Source organism: Pseudarthrobacter sp. TRD_SC_9 (assembly GCF_055361265.1).
Map to the genome: position 1 here is coordinate 2,508,251 of NZ_CM143956.1, position 16,864 is coordinate 2,525,114.

General features: G+C 62.9%; 17 protein-coding genes. 1 reads left to right on the forward strand and 16 read right to left on the reverse strand.

The genetic code is table 11. From position 1 onward, the window contains the following. Positions 1 to 71 precede the first annotated feature (71 nt). The 7 genes from ACWA13_RS11685 to ACWA13_RS11715 all read right to left on the reverse strand — a co-directional run bounded on the left by ACWA13_RS11685 (position 72) and on the right by ACWA13_RS11715 (position 4,675). On the reverse strand, positions 72 to 899 hold the full coding sequence (locus tag ACWA13_RS11685) for a F0F1 ATP synthase subunit delta (protein ID WP_463934266.1): 828 nt from the start codon (positions 897 to 899) through the stop codon (positions 72 to 74). Beyond that, on the reverse strand, positions 899 to 1,450 hold the full coding sequence (locus ACWA13_RS11690; RefSeq protein ID WP_463934268.1) for a F0F1 ATP synthase subunit B: 552 nt from the start codon (positions 1,448 to 1,450) through the stop codon (positions 899 to 901). The genes ACWA13_RS11685 and ACWA13_RS11690 overlap by 1 nt, the downstream gene beginning before the upstream one ends. Positions 1,451 to 1,500: 50 nt before the next feature. Further along, positions 1,501 to 1,719 carry a F0F1 ATP synthase subunit C gene (locus ACWA13_RS11695; protein WP_463934270.1) on the reverse strand — a complete coding sequence of 73 codons (219 nt, stop codon included), beginning with the start codon at positions 1,717 to 1,719 and terminating at the stop codon, positions 1,501 to 1,503. 81 nt (positions 1,720 to 1,800) lie between these two features. Further along, on the reverse strand, positions 1,801 to 2,601 hold the full coding sequence (atpB, locus tag ACWA13_RS11700) for a F0F1 ATP synthase subunit A (protein ID WP_463934271.1): 801 nt from the start codon (positions 2,599 to 2,601) through the stop codon (positions 1,801 to 1,803). Positions 2,602 to 2,682: 81 nt separating this feature from the next. Continuing rightward, on the reverse strand, positions 2,683 to 2,988 hold the full coding sequence (locus ACWA13_RS11705) for a hypothetical protein (protein WP_463934273.1): 306 nt from the start codon (positions 2,986 to 2,988) through the stop codon (positions 2,683 to 2,685). After that, a complete protein-coding gene (locus ACWA13_RS11710) occupies positions 2,981 to 3,466 on the reverse strand; it encodes a hypothetical protein (RefSeq protein WP_463934275.1) in 486 nt (161 codons plus the stop codon). The genes ACWA13_RS11705 and ACWA13_RS11710 overlap by 8 nt, the downstream gene beginning before the upstream one ends. A gap of 93 nt (positions 3,467 to 3,559) precedes the next feature. Next, the gene (locus ACWA13_RS11715; RefSeq protein ID WP_463934277.1) at positions 3,560 to 4,675 is read right to left on the reverse strand and encodes an MraY family glycosyltransferase; all 1,116 of its coding nucleotides are present in this window, start codon (positions 4,673 to 4,675) and stop codon (positions 3,560 to 3,562) included. A 193-nt stretch (positions 4,676 to 4,868) separates the two neighbouring features. Here ACWA13_RS11715 and ACWA13_RS11720 point away from each other — a divergent pair, with 193 nt between their 5' ends. After that, the gene (locus ACWA13_RS11720; RefSeq protein ID WP_463934279.1) at positions 4,869 to 5,765 is read left to right on the forward strand and encodes a glycosyltransferase; all 897 of its coding nucleotides are present in this window, start codon (positions 4,869 to 4,871) and stop codon (positions 5,763 to 5,765) included. A 20-nt stretch (positions 5,766 to 5,785) separates the two neighbouring features. Here ACWA13_RS11720 and ACWA13_RS11725 read toward each other — a convergent pair whose 3' ends face one another. The 9 genes from ACWA13_RS11725 to lysA all read right to left on the reverse strand — a co-directional run bounded on the left by ACWA13_RS11725 (position 5,786) and on the right by lysA (position 16,859). After that, positions 5,786 to 6,571: a WecB/TagA/CpsF family glycosyltransferase gene (locus ACWA13_RS11725; RefSeq protein ID WP_463934281.1), complete on the reverse strand. Its 786-nt coding sequence runs from the start codon at positions 6,569 to 6,571 to the stop codon at positions 5,786 to 5,788. Beyond that, complete coding sequence (locus tag ACWA13_RS11730) at positions 6,568 to 7,446, reverse strand: L-threonylcarbamoyladenylate synthase (protein WP_463934282.1); 879 nt, start codon at positions 7,444 to 7,446, stop codon at positions 6,568 to 6,570. Before ACWA13_RS11730 ends, ACWA13_RS11725 begins: the two co-directional genes overlap by 4 nt. 4 nt (positions 7,447 to 7,450) lie before the next feature. Then, positions 7,451 to 8,335: a peptide chain release factor N(5)-glutamine methyltransferase gene (gene prmC, locus ACWA13_RS11735; protein ID WP_463934284.1), complete on the reverse strand. Its 885-nt coding sequence runs from the start codon at positions 8,333 to 8,335 to the stop codon at positions 7,451 to 7,453. A 4-nt stretch (positions 8,336 to 8,339) separates the two neighbouring features. Beyond that, positions 8,340 to 9,413: a peptide chain release factor 1 gene (prfA, locus tag ACWA13_RS11740; protein ID WP_463934286.1), complete on the reverse strand. Its 1,074-nt coding sequence runs from the start codon at positions 9,411 to 9,413 to the stop codon at positions 8,340 to 8,342. Positions 9,414 to 9,535: 122 nt separating this feature from the next. Further along, complete coding sequence (gene rho / locus ACWA13_RS11745; protein WP_463934288.1) at positions 9,536 to 11,677, reverse strand: transcription termination factor Rho; 2,142 nt, start codon at positions 11,675 to 11,677, stop codon at positions 9,536 to 9,538. Positions 11,678 to 11,964: 287 nt separating this feature from the next. Beyond that, the gene (thrB, locus tag ACWA13_RS11750; RefSeq protein ID WP_463934290.1) at positions 11,965 to 12,939 is read right to left on the reverse strand and encodes a homoserine kinase; all 975 of its coding nucleotides are present in this window, start codon (positions 12,937 to 12,939) and stop codon (positions 11,965 to 11,967) included. 2 nt (positions 12,940 to 12,941) lie between these two features. After that, entirely contained in the window at positions 12,942 to 14,048 is a 1,107-nt protein-coding gene (gene thrC / locus ACWA13_RS11755) for a threonine synthase (protein WP_463934292.1), read from the reverse strand. Beyond that, complete coding sequence (locus tag ACWA13_RS11760; RefSeq protein ID WP_463934293.1) at positions 14,049 to 15,365, reverse strand: homoserine dehydrogenase; 1,317 nt, start codon at positions 15,363 to 15,365, stop codon at positions 14,049 to 14,051. Continuing rightward, the gene (gene lysA / locus ACWA13_RS11765) at positions 15,366 to 16,859 is read right to left on the reverse strand and encodes a diaminopimelate decarboxylase (RefSeq protein ID WP_463934295.1); all 1,494 of its coding nucleotides are present in this window, start codon (positions 16,857 to 16,859) and stop codon (positions 15,366 to 15,368) included. Positions 16,860 to 16,864 lie beyond the last annotated feature (5 nt).

The following is a 16,864-nucleotide window of genomic DNA, read 5'->3' on the forward strand; positions in this document are numbered from 1 at the left end:
CTCTCCTGTTTTCGTGATCATCGTTGCTCACGATGACCGGGGTTTCTATCAGTTAAGTTGTGCTTGTCCGGCTAGCCGGCCAGCTGGCGGTTAAGTTCACCCAGCCGGGCCACCACGGAGGCGTCCAGTACTTCGTCGCCCACCTGCACCCGGATACCTCCGATAAGCGCGGGATCAACGGTGACGTTGATCTTCAGCTCACGGCGGTACAGGGCGTTGAGTGCCGACTGAAGCCGGCCCAGCTGGGTGTCTGTCAGGGAACGCGTCACAGTGACGGTCGCAATCCAGCGCTGCTGCCGTTTGGCTGCAAGCTCTGCAAAACGGTTCACGAGGCGGCCGGGTTTGAGCCCACGCGGGTTCGATACGGCCTGCGCGATGAGGACCTTTGCTTCCTCGGAGGCACCCGGCACAAGCTTGTGCGCCAAAGTGATCTTTGCAGCTGCACTGGCCTGCGGCTCAGACAGAGCACGTTGTGCCTCGTGGCTGGAAGCCACAACCTGGTTGAAGGAGAACAAATCATTCTCCAGCTCTTCCAGGCCGGTGATTCCGGAGGCAGAAACGGCCGACTTGTTTTCAGCAACGGCTATTGCAACCGTTACCCCAAGCGTCTCGAGTGCATCGCCAATATCGCGTGCCGAAGCCCAGCGCAGGCTGGCCAATCCGGCTGCGATATCCGCAGCATCGGCGGAAACCTTTCCGCCAACGAGCTGCCTGACAAGCGCAGACTTTTCCTCACCGCTGCGGGACGGGTCAGTCAGGGCACGGCGCAAGCCGGCCGAGCTGTCCAGCGTTCCCAGGATTCCGAAGAGTTCCGTAGCCAACTGCAGCGACGCATCTGAAAGCTTGGCTTCCAGTTCTGTCAGCGCTGTGGTCAGCGATTCGCTCGATACACCTGCCATTACTTAGCTGCACCTGCGTTCTGGCTCTCCAGATCTGCCAGGAAGCGGTCAACAACACGTGCTGCACGCTCATCATCGGTAAGTGCTTCACCAACAATGCGTCCTGCCAGGGTGGTGGCGAGGGTGCCCACCTCCGAGCGCAGGGATACAACTGCCGCCTGACGCTCGGCTTCGATCTGGGTGTAGGCCTGAGCGGTGATACGGGCCGATTCTGCGCCCGCCTTCTCCTTCAGGTCCGCCAGGATCTGTGCACCTTCGGCGCGCGCTTCCTCACGGATGCGGTTGGCTTCGGCGCGGGCGTCCGTCAGCTGCTGCTTGTACTCTTCGAGTGCAGCAGATGCCTCAGCCTGGGCCTTCTCAGCTTTGGCAATGCCGCCTTCGATGGCTTCGGCACGCTCCGCAAACGTCTTCTCGAACATCGGGACAACATACTTGACCACGATGTACATGAGCACGGCAAAGCTGATGAGGACAACGCCCATTTCCCAGACGTTGGGAACGAGAGGATTAACTTCGCCCTCAGTGGCGGCTGAGATGATCAGCTGATTCATATTTCACCCGTCCTTTTCTACTCGGTTCTGGATATTCGCTTGTTCTGAGATCAGCCAAGAACGAAGGCGAAGACCAGGCCGAGGATGGCGAGGGCTTCAGTCAGGGCGAGGCCCAGGAATGCGATCGGCTGCAGGACGCGCTGGGCTTCCGGCTGACGTGCTACGCCGTTGATGTAAGCAGCGAACACGAGACCAACACCGATACCACCGCCGATTGCGGAGAGACCGTAGCCGATGAGGTTCAGAGAGCCGTTGATGGAGCCTTCCATTTTTCTTCCTTTCAAGATGCCAACTCTGTGGCAGGTTGTTTGGGTTGCTTCATCCCCGCTATGGGGGAAGTTTTAGGGAGCCTAGTGGCTGTCGGCGTGGAGTGCGCCTTCAATATAGATAGCCGTCAGGAGGGTGAAGACGTATGCCTGCAGTGCCATGATCAGGGCTTCCAGCATGTACATGGCGATCGAACCCACCAGGACGAGGAGGGACGTGCCCTGGAGCAGGATGTTCTCCTGCATGACGAGGAATTCAATCCCGGACCCGGCGATCATCACAATCAGGTGGCCGGCCAGCATGGTCGCAAACAAACGGAGGCTGTGCGTAACCGGGCGGACCAGGAAGTTGGAGATTATTTCGATCGGAATGATCAGCGGCAGGATGTAGACCGGCACTCCGGAAGGAACGGTGGCCAGCTTGAAGTAGCGAAGCCCGTTCTTCTTGATGCCGATGACGATCCAGGTGATGTAGACGATGCCCGCGAGGACGTAGGCGCCGCCGACGTGGGAGAAGCTGGGAAGCTGGATCAACGGGATTGCGCCGTAGATGTTGTTCACCAGGATGAAGAAGAACAGGCTGAACAACAGCGGGACGTACTTCATGAAGTCCCTGCCGCCGATGATGTCCTTGGCGATGCCGTTACGGACAAAACCGTAGGCCATCTCGCCTGCAAACTGCAGCTTGCCGGGAACGAGCTGCTGCTTACGGGCAGCAAGCACGAAGAACGTGGCAATAATGACGACCGAAAGGATCACCAAAAGCATCTGCTTGGAGAAGCCATCTGCGGCACCCCACGGCAGGACCGCCGGCAGATGCATTTCGTTAATACCAGGAGGAGTGAACTCTCCTGAATCTTGGGCCGGGAGCGCAAGCGCGATCAACGCGTTTCCTCTCTGCAGTGTCCATCGTTGGGCGTTGGTCGGGTTCCTGCAGCAGTCTGGCCTGCTGGTCCCCTTGTAAAATTATTTGGCATTGTTGGGTCCGTCCTTAGACGGTCCGCTGGCAGCACTGCGGCCACCAGTTCGTTTTTTGCTACTGGTGAGGCCGTGCATGTAGGACAGGTAAAATCCTCCGAGAGCTCCAAGCAGAGCGCCTGCGAGCACAATCCAGCGGGTATCCCACAGATTATCCAGACCCCACCCTATCAAACTCCAGACGAGGATTCCGCCAATGATGTAGCTGAAGACGGCCATGCCATCGTTGTATCCGGCGCCACCATTTCCGGTGTCAGGGCTGGAGTTTTTGGGGTCGGAGTTACGTTCAGACATTCTGGCTCCCCTGGTCCGGAGTGGGGTCATTAAAGATCTGCAGGCGGGCCTTGCTGAAGCCGTACAGCTCAGCAGCCTGCCATAGAACGACGGTTGTGACAGCTCCAATCAGGAACCACCTGGCGTGGAGCCAGTCCGGCCTGCCGAGGACAAACAGCACCACGGCAAATCCGACAACCTTGACGAAGTAGGTGGCGACAAACAGCCCGATGGCTCCCGATGGATTCCGTCGTCCCACAAAGTGGCCTACCAGCAGGCTGATGCCAAAGAACAGCATTACGAGCAGACCCGCGAAAGTGCTGGATAAAGCGCCCGTAGCCCCATTCAGGAGCACCGCAGGCACCGCGGCCACCGACAGTCCGGCCGCAGCGGCCAGCGCGCTCATCTTGAGGAGCCTCAGCCACAGCGATGGAGTGGGGCCGGCAACTCCAACGGATCCGTTGCCGGACGTGCGTCCGGAATCGGCGTTGGAGGTCATGGAGATCCCAATCGTCGGGGTGTGCAGGCGGGGAAGATCACGCAGCGAAGGGCCGCACCTGAATTCTACACGAGATAGAAATAATTCAGAAAGCTACGTCACGACGTCGTCACTGCCACGGCGGAGATAGGGCCATGCGGTGACAACCGTCATTGCCACCGCGGCCAGGATGTCCACAGGAAGCACGATCTGCCACGGGAAGATTGCCAGTGCCAGCCCTCCGAAGGACAGTACAGCAGTCCACAGGTATAAGAGGATCACAGCAGCACGGTGCGAGTAGCCAATGTCCAGCAGTTTGTGGTGCAGGTGTCCCCGGTCTGCGGACCAGGGTGATCGGCCCTTGGCTGTCCGGCGGATCACTGCGAGGCCGAAGTCCAGGAGTGGCAGGAACACCACAGCGAAGGGCAGGAGGATGGGGATGATCGTGGGGATACCGTTGGCGCGGTCATACAACCCTGATGTGATCTGGCCAGTGGAAACGATGCCGGCGGCGGCCATAATCAGGCCGATCAGCATGGCTCCGGAGTCGCCCATGAAAATCTTGGACGGGAACCAGTTGTGCGGCAGGAAGCCGACGCAGCTGCCTACCAGGACAGCCGTCAACAGCGTGGCCAGGTCCGACTTGTCAAGAATGGTGGCGGTTCGGTGCACCCAGTACGCCGTCAGGAAGAAGGCTGTGCCGCCGATGATTGCCACGCCGGCGGCCAACCCGTCGAGACCATCAATGAAGTTGAAGGCGTTCATGGTGGTGACAATGAGAAAGGCCGTCAACAGGACGCTGACCGTCTCATTTTCGAGGACGATTGGCTCCGAAAAGAATGATGGAACTATGGTCATCCGCACACCCCAGACGGCCACCACCATGGCAGCCGCAACCTGGCCGATGAGCTTGATCCACCACCGCAGGTCCACCAGGTCGTCCACTACGCCCACCAGGACGATGACCGCTGCTCCTGCCAGCACGCCCCATGGCGCGTCGTTGTTGCGGTAGATGTCCTGCACAAAAAATGACTGGCTGGCCACAATCAAAGCCACCACCACGCCGAGGAAGATGCCTACTCCGCCGAGCCGGGAGACCGGGACGGCATGCATGTCCCGGCTGCGGATCGGCAGGAACAACTCAAGGCGGTTACCTACCAGCCTCGCCCCCCACGTTGCAGCGTAGGAAACGATGGCAGCAGTGAGCGCCATCAGCAAGTACATGATCATGTGCTTGGCCTGGGTGTTCGTGTGGAAGGTTGGATGAAAGATCTCCGTCGCCGGGCTCACAGCAGGCAGTGCGAGGTGCCAAACAGGGCTGTATTACAGTGGACTCTAGTCAAGATACTAGCGCCCATGGGCCTTCACCCTCCGCGCCACACTGCCGTCCGGGAATCTGCCGGCGGTCTCTGAAGGGAAATCCATGCAGAACCCGGTTGCAGTCGCCGCCGTCACTTTTGACCGGCCCGTCGAGTTGGCAACCCTGCTGGACGCCATCAATGCGCAGACTGCCGTGGTGGACACCATCTGCCTGGTAGACAGCGGCACCAGGCCTGCACAGGACGTGGCGGCCGGGCACGGCAATGTGGACTATGTCCGGTCGGAAGCGAATCTGGGTGGTGCCGGCGGCTTTGCTCTGGCCACCCTAAAGGCACTGGCCAGCGGCGCCCGCTGGATCTGGATGATGGACGATGACGCTGAACCAGCGGATCCGGAATGCCTGGCCACCCTGCTGCGGGAGGCGGAGGCACGGGACCTTGAAGCTGTGCTGCCGCTGGTAGTAGCTCCCGGACATCCTGAGAAGTTGTCCTTTTTCTTCCGGTTGGACGGAAAAGTGACCCACGACCGTGCCGCCGTCGAGCGCCTCGGTTTCCTGCCCAACGACGGGCACTTCTTTAACGGTGCCCTGATCCGTTCGGACGTGTTCTTCAAGGTGGGCCTGCCGGACATGCGGTTGTTCATCCGCGGTGACGAGGTTGATTTCACCCTCCGGCTGCGGCAGGCGGGAATCCGCTTTGGCACGGTCACCACCACGGCAATTACGCACCCGCATGCGTTCACCGAGACCCAACACGTGTTCGGCGCCCGCTGGCACGTGATCGTTCCGGAGTCGGCCTTCAAGCGCTTCTACTACTACCGGAACCGCGGCTACATGATCCGCCGCTACTTCCGGTTGAAGTCCCTCGTGGCCGACGTCGGAGGCTACCTTGGATATTTCCTGCGCCGGGGTGACGTCAAGGGACTGTCCGAATGGGCCAGTGCCTTCAGCAAGGGCCTGCGCGGCAAGGGCTTTGCCCCGCTGGAGGACCAGAAGTTCTAGAGGATCCGGGACCGGACGTATCAGCCTCTGCGCAGGCGCCGCTTTGCCAGAAGCCCAAGCAGGACCCAAGGCTCGCCGAAGACCCGATAGGCCACACGCCGCGGGTGAAGCAGTAGCCGCCAGGCCCATTCAAGGCCCAGCCGGCCTAACCAGCGCGGCGCCAGCTTCTGCACCCCGGCCAATTGCTCAATGGCTCCGCCCACAGTGCAGTACGTTGCAGGCGGCAGGGTGGGCAGCCAGCGCTGAAGCACTTCTTCCTGTAACGGCATTCCAAGGCCCAGGAACACCATCTGGGGCCGCAGGCTGTGCAGGCGTGTGAGGGCGGCCGATTCCACGGCGCTGTCCCAACCTTCGCCGGCGATTCCAACTATTTCGGCTCCTGGAACGATTTCCCGCAGCCGGCGGACTGCTCCAGTGTTGGCTTCCGGGCCTGCTCCGATCACTGCAATGCGGTTCAGCCCAACGAGCCTGCCCAGTGCCGGAATCCAGTCGGTTGAGCCCAGGCGGTAGTCCATCGCCGGCCGTTCCAGCTCCCGCCCGCGGCTCCAGAGCCACAGCACCGGAGCGCCGTCGATGAGTACGACGTCGGCATCGTCGTAGAGCGCACGGAACCGTTCGTCTGAGTGGCACAGAGTCACGCTGTGCAGATTGTGGCCCAGCACCAGATGCCGCGCCCCGCTGCCGTTGACCCCACCAGGTGCAGCGCCGCCGTCAACGAAGCCCTGCAGTACCTCCATCAGGCCGTCGACGTCCAACGGCGTGGCATCAACGTCAAGCACGGGGATTGCCTGCCGCTGCAGGCTCATGTGTTGCGGGGTTCCGAATCAGCGGCGGTTTCGGTGTCCGCGGGCGCCTCGCCGGCGTCCACGGCGCCGTGGCTCCCGTCGCCCGGATTCGTGCCGGCCGGGACCTGTTCGGGAGCCGCTTGCGCCGTTTCCGGTTCGGCCGCAGCGTGGGCGTCGGCCTTAGTCGGCTCAGCAACAGGTTCGCCGGATTCGGCTTCATCTTCGGCTCCCGGGACCTCGCCTATACCCAAAATGCCGGGGACGATGCCGCGGAGCTTCTCCAGGCTGATGGCACCGTCGCGGACAACACGCAACGGTGTGGTGGTGGCATCCACGATGGTTGAGGCCAGCGCCTCTCCGCCGCCAAGTGGCCGCTCCCCGCCTTCAAGGTAGACCTCCACCGATTCGGCGAGTTGCCCATAAGCCTCCGCGGCTGTGCGCGCTGCGGGTTGTCCGGTGCGGTTGGCGGAGGAAACGGCCAACGGCCCGGTGAGGGTCAGGATTTCCTGGGCGATCTCGTCGTCCGGCATCCGCAACGCCACAGTGCCCTTTGTATCCCCGAGGTCCCAGTCCAGCGATGGCTGGGTGTGCAGGATCAAGGTCAGCCCGCCCGGCCAGAAAGCCTCGGCAAGCGCGCGGGCTTCCGCGGGAATGTCGGTAGCCAGTCCGTCCAGGGCATTCAGCCGTGGAATAAGGACCGGCGGTGGCATCTGCCGGCCGCGGCCCTTGGAGACGAGGAGCATAGTGACCGCCTGCGGGGAAAAAGCGTCAGCCGCTATCCCGTAGACCGTGTCGGTCGGGAAAACTATGCATTTCTTTTCGGCTATGGCGCGCTGTGCATGCTCAAGCGCTTTGGCCCGTTGATCTTCGGAAGTACAGTCGTAGCTCGTGGTCACTGCCCTATCCTTTCATCACTTTCGAGGATGCTTTGGCAAGGCCGGGCGTAAACACGGCGCTCGTGGCGCGGTCCCGGCCGTTGAGGTCCTGGTGGGTCGTGACTCTGGTCCAGCAGTCTGACCGTTTAAGCATGGCTGCAATCCAGCCTGCCTGGACTTCGGCATGCTCCATTACGAAGTAGCCCCCGGCCACCAACAGCCGAGCTGCGGAGGCAGCGGCCGCCGTCGGAAGTTCCATGCCGTCCGCTCCCCCGCCGTATAGAGCCTCCGGCGGATCGTGAAGCGCCACTTCAGGTTCCTGCGGGATGGCTTCTGCAGGTATGTAGGGCGGATTGGAAACCACGACGTCGAAGGTTCCGTTGTGTTCTGGCAACGCGTTCCGCAGGTCCCCCAGTACCAGTGTGACGCCCAGCGGCGCCAGATTCCTCTCCGCCCAGGCGTGGGCGAAGGGACTGTATTCGACGGCGTGGACTTCAGCTCCGGGGACTTCGTGGGCAATCGAGCCTGCAATAGCCCCCGATCCGGTGCCGAGATCCACGATCCGCGGACGGGCCATCCCATTGACGTGGTCGATCACGAGTTGGGCCACTGATTCAGTCTCGGGCCGCGGAATGAAAACACCGGGTCCGACGGCGAGTTCCAAGTACCGGAAATGGGCCACGCCGGTGATGTGCTGAAGAGGGATACGTTGCGCGCGCTCGGCAACGAGTTCATCGTAACCGTCAGGTGCCTCGGCAGTTCCGAGCATCCGGGCCCGGAGTTCCCCCAGACCGATGCCGAGGAGATGGGCGGCGAGGATTTCGGCGTCGACCTTGGGGCTGGGCACCCCGGCTTCCAACAGCAAAGCGGCAGCCGCCTGCACAGCCTCCCCCAGTGTCCGGCCAGCCATGGGACTACTCGCCGATGGCGTCGAGTCGGGACTGTTCGTCCAGTTCGATGGCTGACTGGATGACAGGTTCCAGGTCGCCGTTCATCACCTGATCCAGGTTGTACGCCTTGTACCCGGTGCGGTGATCCGCGATGCGGTTCTCCGGGTAGTTGTAGGTGCGGATACGCTCGGAACGGTCCATTGTGCGGATCTGCGACTTACGCTGGGCCGAGTTTTCGGCGTCAATCTGCTCCTGCTGGTGTGCCAGGATACGGGCCCGCAGGACGCGCATGCCGGCCTCCCGGTTTTGCAACTGGGACTTTTCATTCTGCATGGCTACGACAATGCCGGTGGGCAGGTGGGTAATGCGGACTGCCGAGTCGGTGGTGTTCACAGACTGACCGCCGGGTCCGGACGAGCGGTAGACGTCGATCTTAAGATCGTTCTGGTTGATTTCCAGTTCCTCGGGCTCGTCCACCTCCGGAAGTACCAGTACGCCCGCAGCAGAGGTATGGATGCGGCCCTGGGACTCAGTCACGGGAACACGCTGCACGCGGTGGACGCCGCCCTCGAACTTGAGGCGGGCGTACACTCCTTCTGCAGGATCATTGGAGTTGCCCTTGACGGCCACCTGCACGTCCTTGTAGCCGCCGAGGTCGGACTCGGTGGCGGAGATGATCTCTGTTTTCCAGCCGCGGGATTCCGCGTAGCGGGTGTACATCCGCAGCAGGTCGGCGGCAAAAAGGGCAGCTTCATCGCCACCTTCGCCGCCTTTGACCTCCAGGATCACGTTGCGGGCATCGTCAGGGTCGCGCGGGATCAGCAAGCGGCGCAGCTTCGCAGCTGCCGCTTCCATGGACGCTTCGAGTTCAGGGACTTCCGCCGCAAACTCAGGATCCTCGGCTGCCATCTCCCTGGCAGCAGCGAGGTCGTCGCGAATGGCTTCCCACCGGTGATAGGCCTCAACAATGCCATTCAACTGGGCAGATCGCCGCCCCAATTTCCGGGCCAGGCGCTGGTCGGCGTAAACAGCAGGATCCCCCAGCTGCGCCTGAATCGCATCGTGCTCATCAAGCAGGCCCTGTACGGAATCAAACATCTAAAACCTCTTTCGACTTTTCCAAGTCTAGTTATGCGCGAAAGGGACTTAACGACAAACCGCTCAAAATATGCCGGCACCACCCGTAGGCGGGGCCGGCATATTTTGAGCGGTAAGCGCAGCTACTTGTCGTTATCCGACTTTGCACCCAGCGTCGTCTTCTGGACCTGCATGAGGAACTCGACGTTGCTTTGGGTTTCCCGGATCTTGTTGGTGAGCAGTTCCAGGCTCTGCTGGGTCTCGAGTCCGGAGAGGACGCGGCGCAGCTTCCACATGATCTTGACTTCCTCAGGGGAAAGCAGGTTCTCTTCGCGGCGGGTACCGGACGCGTTGACGTCCACGGCCGGGAAGATGCGCTTATCCGCCAGCTGGCGGGACAGGCGCAGTTCCATGTTGCCGGTGCCCTTGAATTCCTCGAAGATGACCTCGTCCATCTTGGAACCCGTCTCCACAAGGGCGGTTGCCAGGATGGTGAGCGACCCACCGTTTTCGATGTTGCGGGCTGCACCGAAGAAGCGCTTCGGCGGGTACAGCGCTGCGGAGTCAACACCACCGGACAGGATGCGGCCGGAAGCCGGTGCTGCCAGGTTGTAGGCACGGCCCAGGCGGGTCATGGAGTCCAGGAGGACCACCACGTCCATGCCCATTTCCACGAGACGCTTGGCGCGTTCGATGGAAAGCTCGGCCACGGTCGTGTGGTCGTCGGCGGGGCGGTCGAAGGTAGAGGCAATAACCTCGCCCTTGACGGTGCGCTGCATGTCCGTGACTTCTTCAGGACGTTCGTCAACGAGCACCATCATGAGGTGGACCTCAGGATTGTTGGTGGTGATGGCGTTGGCGATGGACTGCAGGATGAGCGTCTTGCCGGCCTTGGGCGGGGAGACGATCAGGCCACGCTGGCCCTTGCCGATCGGGGCAACCAGGTCGATGACGCGGGGGCCGATCTTCTTCGGATCCGTTTCGAGGCGCAGGCGCTCCGAGGGGTACAGCGGGACCAGCTTGGCGAATTCGACGCGGTCCTTGAGCTCTTCAGGCGTCTTACCGTTCACCGAGGTGACACGAACCAGGGCGTTGAACTTCTGGCGGGCCGACTGCTGGCTGCGGTCCTCTCCCTCGCGGGGTGCACGGATGGCTCCAACAACGGCGTCGCCCTTGCGCAGGTTGTACTTCTTGACCTGGGCGAGCGAAACGTAGACGTCGTTCGGTCCGGGCAGGTAGCCCGACGTACGGATGAACGCGTAGTTCTCCAGGACGTCCAGGATTCCGGCCACGGGCAGCAGTACGTCGTCGTCTGTAACCTCGACATCGTCGACGTCAGGGCCCTGGTTGCGTCCGCGGCGACGGTCGTTGCGATCACGGAAGCGGTCGTTGCGGGAGTTGTTGTCCCGGCCGTCCCTGCTGTCGCGGTTGTCCTGGCCGCCCGAACGGTCATTGCGGTCGTTCCGGTCACGGCGGTTGCGACGGTTGCGACGGTTGCCGCCGTCGGTGTCGTCCTGGGTATTGCCGGCGCTACGGGAATCGTCGCGGCGTTCTGTATCCACAGCACCTGCGTTACCGGCAGCGCGGTCAGCGTTACGGGTGCGGCTGTTGTCGCGGCGCTCGTTCCGCTGGCCCTGATCGGCCTCATCAGTGCGCGTCTCAACGGTACGCGGTTCGGCAACGCGCTGTTCTGCTGCCGCTTCAGGAGCAGAAGTTTCTTCCTGCGATGCGGCCGCCGCTTCGCCCCGGCGACGATTGCGGGTGCGGGGCTGGCGGCGATCCGAAGCAGCTTCGGCCGGAGCTTCAGCGGCCGCAGGAGCGGTTTCGACGGCGGGAGCGGGGGCAGTTGCCTCAGCACTCCCGGTGCCGGTTGGCGCTGCGGCGGCCATGGAGACGACTCCGTCGCTTCCGGCGCGGCGGCTGCGTCCACGGGTACGTGCCCGGGAGGTGTCGGCGGCAGGCGCTTCGTCCTTTTCCGGAGCAGCCTTTTCAGGTGCCGCCACAGAAACAGCAGCCTCGGCCTTGGCAGGTGCCACGGCAGGCTGGACCTTGGCAGGTGCAGTGGCCTTGGTGGCAGGCGTACCGGCACGGTGGGCGGAGATGGCCGAGACCAAATCGCCCTTCCGCATGCGGGATCCGCCCGAAATTCCCAGCTGGCTGGCAAGAGCCTGCAGTTGGGCGAGCTTCAGGCCGGCAAGGCCGCTGCTCTTTGCGGGCGCAGCCGTTGCAACGGCGGCAGAAGATAGTGTTTCCACAGCTGGCGACAGCTCAGTGGTTTCGGTCACGAAGGATCCTTCCCCCTCGACGGCGTCCAGACTGGGAGCTGGACGCGATGATTTGATCTGGGCCGCAGTTCAGATCTGCGGCCACATTTCGGCGGAACTGACGGCCAGGGCCAGGACAGCCTGATACTGATACACCTCACCCCGTAAATGAGCGGAGCGAAGGCTGACGGTTCACGGGCAGGGAATAATTTTCTGCGGGTTCCTGCGTCAGACCAAGCAGGCGGCACCGGTAACTATTGCGCAGTAGGAGAATTGAGAGGCAACAATGGCCAACATCCAGTACGGAATTACCGCCGGTGCACTTCCACTTTAGCACCTTCGACGTCGACTGCCAGCTTCATCACCCGCCACCCGGCTCCCGGCGTGTTGGCGGCCGCAAAAGTGGTGATGAATTGCACCGCGCGGTCTGCTGCTTCTGCCCCATTGGCAAGGACCAGCACGGTGGGACCGGCGCCGGAAACCACAGCGGCATGGCCGGCGTTCCGCAGCGCCGCAATGAGGTTGGCACTGGGTCTCATGGCGGCGGCCCGGTAGCTCTGGTGCAGGTAGTCTTCGGTGCCTGGCAGCAGGAACTGCGGCTGCGCCGTCAATGCGTGGATCAGCAGGGCCGCCCTGCCGGAGTTCATTGCGGCAGCGTGATGGCCCACCGACGCCGGAAGCAGCGCCCGGGCCGCCTCGGTGGCAAGTTCGTAGTCGGGAACGGCAACGACCGGAATAACTTCGGAAGCAACAGACACTGCCGTGCTGCTGTAGTGGTCACCGTCCTGCCAGGACAACGCCAGCCCGCCGAAAATGGCCGGTGCCACGTTATCCGGGTGGCCTTCCATCTCACTGGTGACCTGCAGGATCCAGTCCCTGCCGCGTCGTGACTCTTCCGGAACCAGCGCGTTGGCGGCGGATACGGCAGCAACAACAGCCGATGCCGACGACCCCAGGCCGCGGCCATGCGGGTTGACGTTTTCCGCAATGATCTTCAGCCCGGACCGCCGGTAACCCAACCGTTCGAAGGCAGCCTCCATCGCGCGGACCACCAGGTGCCCGGCGTCGCGGGGCAACGTATCAGCGCCCTCGCCGGAAAGCTCGAACTCAAGCTCCCCGCCGGCGAGGGTTTCGATGGTCAAGACGTCATGCATTGCCAAAGCAAGGCCAAGGCTGTCATAGCCCGGGCCGAGGTTGGCGCTGGTGGCCGGCACCCTGACGGTGACCCGCTGACCGGCAGCAACAACGGGAAGCTCGACCGACGTGGACGTGGTGGTTTCCAATGTCAGTTGTCTTCCAGTCCCAATTCGGCAGCGACAGTGACGACGTCGTTGGAGACCTTGACCGGCTGGACATCCGAGCCGTCCTCGGTGCGCAGCGCCCATTGCGGGTCCTTGAGGCCGTGACCGGTCACCGTGATGACGATGGTCTTGCCTGCGGGGACGTCGCCGGCCGCGTGCTTTTTGATCAGGCCGGCAACGCCGGCAGCCGACCCAGGTTCCACAAACACACCTTCACGGGCGGACAGCCAACGGTGCGCAGCAAGGATTTCGTCATCCGTCACGGCTTCTATCAACCCGCCGGATTCATCCCGCGCGCCAACGGCACCGTCCCAGGACGCCGGGTTGCCGATGCGGATGGCAGTGGCAATGGTGTCCGGGTCCGTGATGGGATGGCCGGCCACGAACGGGGCGGCACCAGCGGCCTGGAATCCCCACATGACCGGAGTCTTGGTGGAAACGGCCGGGAGCGTGCCTGCGGTAAGGGACTCAAATGGCGCGGCGTACTCTTTGTAGCCCTTCCAGTAAGCCGTGATGTTTCCGGCGTTACCCACCGGAAGGACGTGAATGTCCGGCGCATCGCCCAGGGAATCGACCACTTCAAAGGCGCCGGTCTTCTGGCCTTCGATGCGGGCGGGGTTCACGGAGTTCACCAGGAATACCGGGTAGGACTCGCCCAGCTTGCGGGCGATGTCCAGGCAGTTGTCAAAGTTGCCGTCCACCTGCAGCAGCGTGGCGCCGTGGGCGATTGCCTGGCTGAGCTTGCCCATGGAGATCTTGCCTTCCGGAACCAGCACCGCACATTTAAGGCCGGCAGCGGTTGCGTAGGCAGCCGCTGACGCGGACGTGTTGCCGGTGGACGCGCAGACCACGGCCTTGGCCCCGGCGGCTACTGCCGCCGTCATTGCCATGGTCATGCCGCGGTCCTTGAAGGAACCTGTGGGGTTCATGCCTTCCACCTTGAGATACACGGTGGACCCAGTCAGTTCTGACAGCTTCTGGGCATGCACCAGCGGTGTCCCGCCCTCGCCCAACGTAATGATCTCGGTGGATTCGGTGACAGGCAGGCGGTCGGCGTATTCGCGGACGACGCCGCGCCATTGGTGAGCCACTTAGACTCCTTCTACCCGCAGAACGGATGTAACTGAATTAATGACATCCAGGCGCTTCACGGCCTGGACGGTGGCTGCGAGTGCAGCCTCGGTGGCGCGGTGCGTAACAATCCGCAGTTCCGCAGATTCCACAGTGGAATCAGCTTCCCGGTGGATGGTTTGCCGCATGATCTCGATGGACACCCCGTGCTCGGCGAAGAGCTGGGCAATCCGGGCCAGGACGCCGGGCTGGTCGGCCACGTCCAGACCGATGTAGTAGCTGGTGTTCACGGAGTCGATGCTGAGGGCCGGGACCTGGCCAGTGGTGGTCTCGGTCCGGCCAGGGCCGCCCAGGACCAGACGGCGCGCGGCGGAGACAAGGTCACCCAGGACGGCCGACGCCGTGGGCGTGCCACCGGCACCCTGGCCGTAGAACATCAGCTCACCGGCGTTTTCCGCTTCGACGAACACTGCGTTGAAGGCGCCACGAACAGCTGCCAGGGGATGCTCACGCGGCAGAAGCGTGGGGTGCACGCGGACGGAGACGCCCTCGGTGCCGTCAGCGTCCTTGAGCTTTTCGGCGATGGCCAGCAGCTTGATGACAAAGCCGGCGTCCTTGGCGGCGGCAATGTCCGCCGCGCTGACGGAGCTGATGCCTTCGCAGTGGACGTTCTCGAGCGCGAACCGCGTGTGGAAGGACAGGGATGCCAGGATGGCGGCCTTGGCAGCGGCGTCGTGGCCTTCGACGTCGGCAGTGGGATCCGCCTCCGCATACCCGAGACGCTGGGCTTCAGCGAGGGCGTCCGCGAACTGGGCCCCCGTTGAGTCCATCTGGTCCAGGATGAAGTTAGTGGTTCCGTTGACGATGCCCAGCACACGCGTGATGTGGTCACCGGCGAGGCTGTCACGGATAGGCCGAAGGATGGGAATGGCACCTGCAACAGCAGCCTCGTAGGACAGTTGGACGCCGGCTTTGTCTGCAGCTTCATACAGCGAGGGGCCGTCCTGGGCCAGCAGCGCCTTGTTGCCCGTGACCACGCAGGCGCCGCTTTCGAAGGCGGCCAGGATCAGCGAGCGGGCAGGCTCGATGCCGCCCATCAGTTCGATCACCAGGTCGGCATCCTTGACCAGGGTGTCTGCGTCGGTAGTAAAGAGTTCCCTGGGAAGTTCGACGTCGCGGGGGGCCTCAACGTTGCGCACGGCAATGCCGCTCAGTTCCAGGCGTGCACCGGTCCTGGAAGCGAGGGCTTCAGCGTCGTCAATCAGAATCCGCGCAACCTGGGCCCCTACATTGCCACAGCCCAACAGGGCCACCTTAAGGGTTCGCATTCCAGTCATTCAGACTCCCATGTCGCGGTTGAGCAGGTCTTGTTCGGTTTCGCCGCGGACAATCAGCCGGGCGGCACCGTCGCGCACAGCGACGACGCCCGGCCGGGCCAGATAGTTGTAGTTGCTTGACAGGGCCCAGCAGTAGGCGCCGGTACCCGGTACAGCAAGCAGATCACCGGCTGCCACGTCCTCGGGCAGATATACATCTCTAACAACTATGTCGCCGCTCTCGCAATGTTTGCCCACTACTCGGGACAGCACGGCGTCGGCATCTGACGCCCGGGAGGCCAGGACGGCCGAATAATCGGCGTCATAGAGCACCGGGCGGGCGTTATCGCTCATACCGCCGTCCACCGACACATACCGGCGCGGATACGTAACGTTGTTTCCGGCGTCTGCGCCCTCAGGGGCGTCCACGTCCACGCGGACCGTCTTACGGGTTCCCGCCTCGTAAAGGGTGAAGGTGGTGCTGCCCACGATCGCCCGGCCGGGTTCGATCGAGATCCGCGGCGGCACCAGCCCCAGTTCGGCGCAGGTGGAACGCACGACGGCGGCCATCGCCTGTGCAATCTCCGCTGGCGGGCGCGGGGTGTCTACGGGGGTGTAGGCGATGCCATAGCCGCCGCCCAGGTCCAGTTCAGGCAGGATGATGCCGTACTGCTCCTGCATGCGGGCCAGGAAGCGCAGCAGCTTGTCGGCGGCTACGGCGAACCCGTCGGGCTCGAATATCTGCGACCCGATATGGCAGTGCAGGCCCAGCAGTTCCACGCTGTCATAGGACGTGGCGGCCGCTACCGCTTCCTCAGCCGCGGACAGGCCTGCTTCCTCGGTGGAGTCTTCTGCCATGGAGAGCCCGAACTTCTGGTCCTCATGGGCAGTGGCGATGAATTCGTGCGTGTGGGCGTGGACTCCAGGAGTCAGCCGCAGCATCACTTTGGCTTTGTCGCCCCGGCTGGAGGCAATCTTTGCCACCCGATCCAGTTCGTCCAGGCTATCGACCACAATCCGGCCCAGCAACAGGTCCAGGGCGCGGTTGATCTCGGCGTCTGATTTGTTGTTGCCGTGCAGGCCCAGGTTTTCGCCCGGAATGCCGGCGCGTTCGGCCACTGCAAGCTCGCCGCCGGAGCAGGTGTCCAGGCGGAGACCTTCCTCGGCAACCCAAGCCGCGACGGCGGTGCAGAGGAACGATTTGCCCGCATAGTAGACGTCCACTCCCCCGCAGATGTCTGCGAATGCCTCATCAAAAGCATCCTTGAAGGACCGGGCCCGGGCGCGGAAATCGGATTCGCTCATCACGAACAGCGGCGTACCAAACTGCTGCTTCAAGGCGTCCACGGACACGCCGTCCACCGTCAGGACACCGGCGCTGTTCCTTTCGACCCCAGCGGCCCACATGGGTGAATGCAGCGCGTTCAGGTCTGCGGGAAGGTCCAGCCATTCCGGCGCCAGCGGCGATGCCCCGGCGGCAGGGTGTCCTGTGTTTGCAGCGCCCTCAGGGTTCACGGGAA